The organism is Kitasatospora sp. NPDC042419, from assembly GCF_056437345.1.
This window is the reverse complement of record NZ_JBWKAW010000005.1, coordinates 508171-517211: the sequence shown is the minus strand read 5'-3', so window position 1 is coordinate 517211 and position 9041 is coordinate 508171. Positions and strand designations below refer to the sequence as shown.

General features: G+C 74.6%; 5 protein-coding genes and 1 pseudogene. 1 reads left to right on the top strand and 5 read right to left on the bottom strand.

Translation table 11 applies throughout. From position 1 onward, the window contains the following. A pseudogene (locus tag AC067J_RS14385) lies at positions 1-94 on the top strand (ATP-binding protein); the annotation flags it as partial. 139 nt (positions 95-233) lie between these two features. Here the strand turns inward: AC067J_RS14385 and cimA are convergent. The 5 genes from cimA to AC067J_RS14360 form a co-directional block, all read right to left on the bottom strand. Continuing rightward, positions 234-1871, bottom strand: coding sequence for a citramalate synthase (gene cimA / locus AC067J_RS14380; protein WP_478298931.1), 1638 nt, complete (start codon positions 1869-1871; stop codon positions 234-236). Positions 1872-2306: 435 nt separating this feature from the next. After that, the gene (locus tag AC067J_RS14375) at positions 2307-3419 is read right to left on the bottom strand and encodes a branched-chain amino acid aminotransferase (protein WP_478298929.1); all 1113 of its coding nucleotides are present in this window, start codon (positions 3417-3419) and stop codon (positions 2307-2309) included. Positions 3420-3667: 248 nt separating this feature from the next. Beyond that, complete coding sequence (locus tag AC067J_RS14370; RefSeq protein ID WP_478298927.1) at positions 3668-4705, bottom strand: 3-isopropylmalate dehydrogenase; 1038 nt, start codon at positions 4703-4705, stop codon at positions 3668-3670. Positions 4706-4714: 9 nt separating this feature from the next. Beyond that, positions 4715-5347 carry a Uma2 family endonuclease gene (locus AC067J_RS14365; protein ID WP_478298925.1) on the bottom strand — a complete coding sequence of 211 codons (633 nt, stop codon included), beginning with the start codon at positions 5345-5347 and terminating at the stop codon, positions 4715-4717. 103 nt (positions 5348-5450) lie between these two features. Continuing rightward, the gene (locus AC067J_RS14360; RefSeq protein ID WP_478298923.1) at positions 5451-8843 is read right to left on the bottom strand and encodes a S8 family serine peptidase; all 3393 of its coding nucleotides are present in this window, start codon (positions 8841-8843) and stop codon (positions 5451-5453) included. Positions 8844-9041: the final 198 nt, after the last annotated feature.

Here is a 9041-nt window from a genome sequence, read left to right as displayed (position 1 = left end):
CCCCGTCATCACCCTCGACGCCCGACGCCGCGACAGCGCCAAGAGCGCCCTCATCACCCTCGTCGAACACGCCCTCCTCGCCCGGCTCCGCTGAGTCCGGCGCGTACGGCCGCGGCGCGCGGGGCGGCGGCCGGTACGGCGCCCGCGTGCACGGGAACGGCGTGTGCGGGAACGGTGCGGCCCGCGGACCCGAGGGTCCACGGGCCGCACCCGCACGCGTACGCGCACGCGGTTCAGTCGGTGCCGGGCTCCAGGCCCGCCCGCAGCAGGCCGTAGGTGTAGGCGTCCTCCAGCGCCAGCCAGGAGGCGGCCACCACGTTGTCCGCCACCCCGACGGTGGACCAGGCGGAGGTGCCGTCGGTGGTCTCGATCAGCACCCTGGTCTTCGAGCCGGTGCCGTGCTGGCCCTCCAGGATGCGGACCTTGTAGTCCACCAGCTCCAGCTTGGCCAGCTGCGGGTAGATCCGCTCCAGGGCGGTGCGCAGCGCCCGGTCCAGGGCGTCGACCGGGCCGTTGCCCTCACCGGTGGCGATCATGCGCTCGCCCTTGGCCCAGAGCTTGACGGTGGCCTCGTTCCCCGGGTTCCCTCCCCCGGCCTCCGGCCGGGGGGACCCCCACGGGCCCTGCTCGCTGATGGTCCGCCAGGACTCCAGGGTGTAGAAGCGCGCCCGGTTGCCGCGCACCTCGTCGCGGAGCAGCAGCTCGAAGGACGCGTCGGCGGACTCGTAGGTGTAGCCGAGGCTCTCCTGCTCCTTGACCTTGGCCACCACCCGGCCGGCCAGGTCGCGGTCGGTGGAGAGGTCGTAGCCGAGCTCCTTGCCCTTGAGCTCGACGGAGGCCCGGCCGGCCATGTCGGAGACCAGCATCCGCATGGTGTTGCCGACCGTCTCCGGGTCGATGTGCTGGTAGAGGTCCGGGTCGACCTTGATCGCCGAGGCGTGCAGGCCCGCCTTGTGGGCGAAGGCGGAGGTGCCGACGTACGGCTGGTGGGTGGAGGGGGTCAGGTTGACCACCTCGGCGATGGCGTGCGAGATCCGGGTCATCTCGGCCAGGCTGCCGGCGGGCAGCACCCGGCGGTCGTACTTGGTCTCCAGCGCGCCGACCACCGGGAACAGGTTGGCGTTGCCGACCCGCTCGCCGTAGCCGTTGGCGGTGCACTGGACGTGGGTCGCGCCCGCGTCCACGGCGGCCAGGGTGTTGGCGACGGCGCAGCCGGTGTCGTCCTGGGCGTGGATGCCGAGCCGGGCACCGGTCTCGCGGAGCACGTCGGCGACGGTCTCGTGCACACCGGCCGGCAGCATCCCGCCGTTGGTGTCGCAGAGCACCACCACCTCGGCGCCGGCCCCGTGGGCGGCCCGGACCACGGCGAGGGCGTAGTCGCGGTTGGCCTTGTAGCCGTCGAAGAAGTGCTCGCAGTCGATGAAGACGCGGCGGCCCAGGGCGCGCAGGTGGGCGACGCTGTCCCGGATCATCTCCAGGTTCTCGTCCAGCGTGGTGCGCAGCGCCAGCTCGACGTGGCGGTCGTGGGCCTTGGCGACCAGCGTGACGACGGGTGCGCCCGAGTTCACCAGGGCGGCGAGCTGCGGGTCCTCGGCCGCGCTGCCGCCGGCCCGGCGGGTGGCGCCGAAGGCGACCAGCTGGGCGTTGGCGAGGTCCAGTTCGGCGGCGGCGCGGGCGAAGAACTCGGTGTCCCGGGGGTTGGCGCCCGGCCAGCCGCCCTCGATGAAGCCGACCCCGAACTCGTCCAGGTACCGGGCGATGGCCAGCTTGTCGGCCACCGTGAGGTTGATGCCCTCGCGCTGGGCCCCGTCGCGCAGGGTGGTGTCGAAGACGTGGAAGGCGTCGTCTGGGAGGTTGCTCGCCTGGGTCATGACCCTGGGTTCTCCGTTCCGGGAGGTCGGGTACTGCTCTGCCGGTTCTGATCCGGCTCCACTGTCCAGCATCCCGCGCGCGCCCCGGTGTCCCTGAGTCCCTTGTGGGGGCTCCGGCCGGTCCGGGGGAAACAAAAAGACCCCTCGCGGGTGCGAGAGGTCTGCGCGCGGGTCTGGACGCTGGTGGTCGCTCCGCATCGGGTACTGCGGGAGCGGTCACTGCGGACCGGCGCGCCTGCTGCTAATAATCAGCGAAAGCGAGGACACGCTCGCAGTCTGGCACATCCGTCCGGGGTCCGGCCGCCCCGTCTCGCCATCCGGAACACGGCGGCCGGGACGGGGGCCGGAACGCCGACGGGAACGGCGGCCGGGCCGACCGCCCGCGGGTCCGGGCGCCGCGCGGCAGCGGGCGCCCGGACGTGCCGCTCGGGGCGGTCAGACGATCTTGTGCAGCCAGCCGTGGGTGTCGGGCGCCTGGCCGCCCTGGATGGCGAGCAGGGCCTTGCGCAGCTCCATGGTGACCGCGCCGGGCTCGCCGGCGCCGACGGTCCAGTCGCCGCCGCGGGACTTGACCGAGCCGACCGGGGTGATGACGGCGGCGGTGCCGCAGGCGAAGACCTCGGTGAGGGTGCCGTCGGCGTTGCCCTGCTTCCACTCCTCGGTGGAGATCTTCCGCTCCTCGACCGCGTAGCCGAGGTCGGCGGCGAGCTGGAGCAGCGAGTCACGGGTGATGCCGGGCAGCAGCGCTCCGGACAGCTCCGGGGTGACGATCCGGGCGTCCTCGCCCTCGCCGAACACGAAGTACAGGTTCATGCCGCCCATCTCCTCGATCCACCGGTGCTCGGCGGCGTCGAGCCAGACCACCTGGTCGCAGCCCTTGGCGGCGGCCTCGGCCTGGGCGACCAGCGAGGCGGCGTAGTTGCCGGCGCACTTGGCGGCGCCCGTGCCGCCCGGGGCGGCGCGGACGTAGTCCTCGGAGAGCCAGACCGAGACCGGCTTGACGCCACCGGGGAAGTAGGCGCCGGCCGGAGAGGCGATGATCATGAAGAGGTAGGAGTTGGCCGGGCGGACACCCAGGCCGACCTCGGTGGCGAACATGAACGGACGCAGGTAGAGGCTCTGCTCGGGCTCGTTCGGCACCCAGGCCTGCTCCTGCTGCACGAGCAGCTCGACCGCCTCGACGAAGGTCTCGACCGGCAGCTCCGGCATCGCCAGCCGGCGGGCCGAGGCCCGGAAGCGCGCGGCGTTGGCCTCCGGGCGGAAGGTCGAGATCGAGCCGTCGGCCTGGCGGTACGCCTTGAGCCCCTCGAAGATCGCCTGGCCGTAGTGGAGGGTCATGTTGGCCGGGTCGATCTCCAGCGGCGCGTACGGCGCCAGCTGGGCGTCGTGCCAGCCCACCCCCTCGGTCCAGCGGATGGTGACCATGTGGTCGGTGAAGACCCGCCCGAAACCCGGGTTAACCAGCCGGGCCTCGCGCTCCGCGTCGGAGAGCGGGTGGGCGGAGGGCTTGAGGTCGAACGTGATGGGCGCCTGGGTGGGCGTGCTCATGGCTGTGTGTCCTTCACCGTGGGGTTGGTCCGGGCCGCCTCCGCCGGTGGACGTCTCGGCGAACTGCTCCGAAACGGACGCACGACGGCACGGCCCACTGTCGATACTCGCATCCAGAGGGCCGTGCCGAACAGTCGTCGGCTCCTTGGGGAGCCGCAAGCTGCCGTTATGGGGTCCGGCCCACCAGCCGGAACACCGTCTGTCGGTTCCGGCCCTGCCAGGCCGGACTACCTTCTTTCGGTTCCGGCCTAGCCGGATACTCGGGCGGCGAGCGCGTCGCCGACCTGGGAGGTGGTGCGGGTTCCGGTCCGCCCGGCGAGGTCCGCGGCGACCGCGGTCTCGATCCGGGCGGCCTCGGCGGCGAGGCCGAGGTGGTCGAGCAGCATGGCGACCGACAGCACGGTGGCGGTCGGGTCGGCCTTGCCCTGGCCCGCGATGTCCGGCGCCGAGCCGTGCACCGGCTCGAACATCGACGGGAAGTCGCCGCTCGGGTTGATGTTGCCGCTGGCGGCCAGGCCGATCCCGCCGGTGACGGCGGCGGCCAGGTCGGTCAGGATGTCGCCGAACAGGTTGTCGGTCACGATGACGTCGAACCGCTCGGGCTGGGTGACGAAGAAGATGGTCGCCGCGTCGACGTGCAGGTACTCGGTGGTGACCCCGGGGTACTCCCGGCCGACCTGCTCGAAGATCCGGGTCCACAGGTGGCCGGCGTGCACCAGCACGTTGTTCTTGTGGACGAGGGTCAGCTTCTTGCGCGGCCGGGCGTCGGCGCGCCGGTAGGCGTCCCGGACGACCCGCTCGATGCCGAACGCGGTGTTCAGGCTGACCTCGGTGGCCACCTCGTGCTCGGTCCCGGTGCGCAGCGAGCCGCCGTTGCCGACGTACGGGCCCTCGGTGCCCTCGCGGACGACCACGAAGTCGATGTCCGGCTCGCCGGCCAGCGGGGACTTCACGCCGGGGAAGAGCCGGCCCGGGCGGAGGTTGATGTGGTGGTCGAAGGCGAACCGCAGCTTCAGCAGCAGCCCGCGCTCCAGCACGCCCGAGGGGACGCTCGGGTCGCCGATGGCGCCGAGCAGGATGGCGTCGTGCGCCTTGAGCTCCGCCAGGACGCTGTCCGGCAGCGTCTCGCCGGTGCGGTGGTAGCGCCGGGCGCCGAGGTCGAACTCGGTGGTCTCCAGCTTCACGTCGGCGGGGAGTACCGCGCCAAGGACCTTGAGGCCTTCGGCCACCACTTCCTGGCCGATGCCGTCACCGGGGACAACTGCGAGACGAATCGTGCGAGACATGCTCGGAGGCTACTCCGGTGTCCCAGAGCCTGACATCTGGCGTCCACTATCCGGACGCGCAGAGGAGCCCGGCAGCGCGATGTCGACCGGGAACGGGTACTGCACGGTCAGCCGGTCGTGGAAGATCCCGGTCGGCACGTAGGCGCGGGTAGCCGGGTCGCGCTCGTATGTGTAGACGACCGGCCGCCCCTCGTCGTTCTCCACCCGCCAGAAGTACCGGATGCCTGCGGCGGCGTACTTCCGGGGCTTGACCTCCCGGTCGCGCTCCCTGGATTCCTCCGACACCACCTCGACGGCCAACAGCACGTCCTCCCCCGAGCAGAAGGTCTGGGTCAGCCCAGTGTCCGAGTCCGCGTCGACCACCAGCAGGTCGGGCTCCGGCCGGTTGCGCTTGTTCAACCTGATGGTCATCTCGCGCCACAGCTCCCAGCCGTCGGGCAGGGCGTCGTCCAACGCCCGTTCCAGCGCCTTGAGCATCCGCATGTGGAACTTCGTCTGCGGACTCACGAAGATCAGGCTCCCGTCGAGCAGCTCGGTGTGCGGCGGGAGATCCTGCAGCCGGTCGAGGTCCTCGGCGGTGTAACCACCGACGGGGGGCCGAATCCAGTCGGGGTAGGGCGCGACGCTCATGGTTCCTCCCATGGGGGCATCCTCGTGGCTGGTCTCAGGCTACTCGGGTCGCCCTCCGGAGACTTCGCCCTCGCGAGGGAGCGCCCGCCGTTCGGTGGGCGCTCCCTCGGGGCGGTCACGGCAGGGTCAGCACCTGCCCGCGGGCGCCGTCCGGGTTGAAGTGGTGGAGCAGGAGCAGGCGGGACCGGTCGCCCTCGGTGCGGCGGATGTCGAGGACGGTGCCGGGCCCGGCCGGGGCGGCGACGGCGGCGGGCCCGCCCTGGCCGGCCCGGACGTCGACGGCCGGCTGCAGGACGTCGACCGCCAGGGTGGGCCGGGTGCCGCGCAGCCCGATCGCCGAGAAGGCCCCGGCCGGGTCCGGCTTGCCCGAGGTGGCCACGCCGGTCCAGAGCGCGTAGCGGACGGTGCTCTGCCCCGCCCGGACGCCAGGCAGGGCGCTCAGCCGGACCGGGAGGACCACCGCGTCGCTGTCCAGCAGCGCGGTGTCGGTGTCGCCCCAGCGGGCGTTGAGCGGCTGGACGTCCAGCTCGGCGCCGGTGCGGGCGTCCAGGGCGCGGGCCACCAGGACGTCGCTGCCGCGCTGCCGGTCGGCCTTGACGATGACGTCCGTGACACCGTCCCCGTCGGTGTCCAGCGAGGCCCGGACGGCGAAGAGGCCCACCGGGGTGGCGGCGGGCGCCCAGACCTGGGCGCCGAGGTAGAGCGTGCCCTCGGCCAGCGGGTCGCCGCCGACCGCGGGGGCGTCGGTCGCGGCTCCGGCCGCCCGCAGGTTGGCGGCCCGGTCGCCGGGGCGCTCGACGCAGACGTCCTGGATCGCGGCGGCCTCGTCGGTGCTGTCCTCGGGCACGATGCCCGCGCCGGGGCCGACCGCCGCGCCGCTGTCCGGCGGGCAGTCGGGCCAGCGGGCGGCCTCTCCGCCGAGGGCGAAGGCGCTGAGCAGGCCCGGGCGCTCGCCGGGTGCGGCGGTGCCGGTGAGGGCGGCCAGGGCGTCGGCCCGGGTGGTGCGGACGGGGGTGGTGGCGGTGAGGTCGGAGACCGCGCGCGGCGCGGCGAGGACGGGCACCCGCAGTTCGGGGACGGCCGGGTCGTCCGGGGTGAGCAGCAGCCGGCCGGAGAGCTCGCCCCGGTAGGTGCGGGCCTTTCCGCCCTGGAGGGTGGCGATGGTGGGGTCCGGGACGCGGCCGAGCTCCCCGGGTACGGCCAGGGTGACCCGGACCCGGGCGCTGCCGCCGGCCGGGACGTCGATCCGGTCGGGTGCGATGTCGAAGCGGGCCCCGGGCAGTTCGGTGGCGGCCGCGTACCCGGTGCGGTAGGTGAGCGGGGAGCCGGAGAGGTTGCGCACCTCGACCTCGCGGTCGAGGGTGAGCGGCCCGCCGACCGCCACCGGGCCGAAGGAGACGCCGACGGCGCCCTCCACGGCGCCCGCGCCGGCCGCGTGGGCGACGGCGGGGGTGCGGACGGCGCGGTCCACCGCAGCGCGTCCGGCGCCGGTGCGCCCGGGACCGTAGGCCGGGCCGGTGGAGCCGTCGCCGAGCCAGGTGTCGCCGGCGGTGTTCATCAGCGCGGCCTTGACCTGTTCGGCGGTCCAGTCGGGGTGGGCGGAGCGGACCAGGGCGGCCAGGCCCGCGGTGTGCGGGGTGGCCATCGAGGTGCCGTCCTCGCGCTGGCCCCCGGTGCCGCTGCCGACCTTGGCGGACCAGATGGTCTCGCCGGGGGCGGCCAGGTCGGGCTTGACCACGCCGGGCACCCCGATGCCGCGGGAGGTGAAGTCGGTGAGGGTGTCGAGGCGCTGCGGCTGGTCCTGGGGTACGACGCCGTGCAGCGGGTTGCCGGGGGCGGCGAGCCGGACCTGGACGGGGCCCGCGGCGGCGCCCTCGCGGAGGCGTTCGCCGTCGGCGCGGGCGAGCAGGGCGAGCGGGACGCGGTCGTTGCCGGCGATCTCGGCCAGGTGGTCGTCGTCGGCGGCGAGCAGGGCGCCGATCGCGCCGGCTTCGGCGACGTGGTCGGCGCGCGGGCCGGAGCCGCAGGCGCGCTCGGACTCGCGGGTGCGCCAGGCGAGGACGGCGATCCTCCCGGTGATCCGCTGCCGGTCGGCCTCGGTGAACGCCGTGCAGCCGTCGGACTGGTCGGCGGGGAGGGCGAGCGTGCCGCTCACGTCGGCGGTGGACCAGTCCTGGTAGCGGGCGCTCCAGTGGGCGGGGACGATGCCGGCGAGCGGCTCGGGGGCGAGCACGGTGAGGCCGTCGGCGTCGCTGTGCGGGTCGACGGAGGCGGCGACGGCGACGGCCCGGGCGGCGGTGCCGGGGCTGCCGCCGATGCCGTAGACGTCGCCCTCGTTGCCGGCGGCGGCGACCACGACGGTGCCGAGTTCGGCCAGCCGGTCGACGGCGAGGGAGTCGGCGTCGTCGGTGGAGCCGAACCGGCTGCCGAGCGAGAGGTTGAGGACGTCGAGCCGGTCGCCGAGGTCGCCGTCGCCGTCGGGGTCGGCGGCCAGGTCGAGGGCCTGGGTGAGCTGGTCGGTGGAGCCGTCGCAGCCGAACACCCGGATCGCGTACAGCTGGGCGCCGGGTGCGGCGCCGGGGCCGACCTCGAAGCCGGCCGGGTCGAGGCCGGGCCGGTACGGGCCGGGGTAGGGGCGGCCGTCCTTGGTGACGCCGAGGCCGGCGGCGGTGCCGGCGACGTGGGTGCCGTGGCCGTTGCGGGCGCAGTCGATCGGGTTGTCGTCGGGGCGGGGTTCGGGCTGGTAGTGCGGCGAGGCCGGGTCGGGGTTGTAGTCGTCGCCGACGAGGTCGCGGCCGCCGACCACCTTGGCGTTGGGGAAGAGTCCGGCGGGGGCGGGCTTCGCGCCGTCCACCGCCGTGAAGGCCTCCGCGGTGCCGGGGCCGCCGAAGTCGGCGTGGGTGTAGTCGATGCCGCTGTCGGCGATGCCGATCCGGACGCCCTGGCCGGTGTTCCCGCCGGTCCCCGGGGAGGTGTCGGCGGAGGTGCCGGACCAGACCTCGGGCGCGCCGGTGACCGGCACGGAGTGGCCGTTGGCGCGCTGCTTGCGGACGATCGGGTGGACGGCGGCGACCCCGGGGAGGGCGCGCAGCGCGGGCAGCCGGTCGGCGGGCACGGTGACGGCGAGGCCGGTGAGCAGGGTGCGGGTGCGGTAGAGCTCCCGGGCGGTGGGCGCGGCGCGGCGGACGGCACCGGCGAGCCGGTCGAGGGCCTCGGAGGCCCGGGCCCGCTGCCCGGCCCCGGCCCGGGCGGCCTCGCGCCGGGCGGCTTCCGGGGAGCGCTGGGCCCGCCGGGCCTCGGCACCGGCCCGGCGCCAGGCGGGGGCGGCGGGTTCGGTGCCGAGTTCCAGCAGGACGGAGGCCGGGGTGCCGGCCGCGGCCGGCCGGCCCGGCGGGGCGCCCGGCGGGCTGCCGGCCGCCGGGGCGGCGGTGAGCAGGATCGGCCCGGCCAGGAGGGCCAGGGTGAGGCCGATCCGGGCGAGCGGTCGGCGGACGGTCGGCTGTCGCATGGGGCCCTCTCCCCCGGCCGGGGGAGCTGATCCGCAAGCCGTGCCGCTGACGCCCGCCGGTGCGGCCGTCGATCGCCCTTCCGGGGGCCCCAAATTAGGAATATCGCGCCGGTCAGGGCGAGCAACATCCCCCGAACGGTGGCAACTTGCACTCTACGGGGTGACATCCCGTCAGCCCGGTCGGCCCATTCGGAGGAT

What these genes read in the sequence shown, in the direction of transcription:
- AC067J_RS14370 (WP_478298927.1), bottom strand. Translation starts at nt 4,705, where the DNA reads ATGTCTCGCACGATTCGTCTCGCAGTTGTCCCCGGTGACGGCATCGGC.
- AC067J_RS14360 (WP_478298923.1), bottom strand. Translation starts at nt 8,843, where the DNA reads ATGCGACAGCCGACCGTCCGCCGACCGCTCGCCCGGATCGGCCTCACC.
- cimA (WP_478298931.1), bottom strand. Translation starts at nt 1,871, where the DNA reads ATGACCCAGGCGAGCAACCTCCCAGACGACGCCTTCCACGTCTTCGAC.
- AC067J_RS14375 (WP_478298929.1), bottom strand. Translation starts at nt 3,419, where the DNA reads ATGAGCACGCCCACCCAGGCGCCCATCACGTTCGACCTCAAGCCCTCC.
- AC067J_RS14365 (WP_478298925.1), bottom strand. Translation starts at nt 5,347, where the DNA reads ATGGGAGGAACCATGAGCGTCGCGCCCTACCCCGACTGGATTCGGCCC.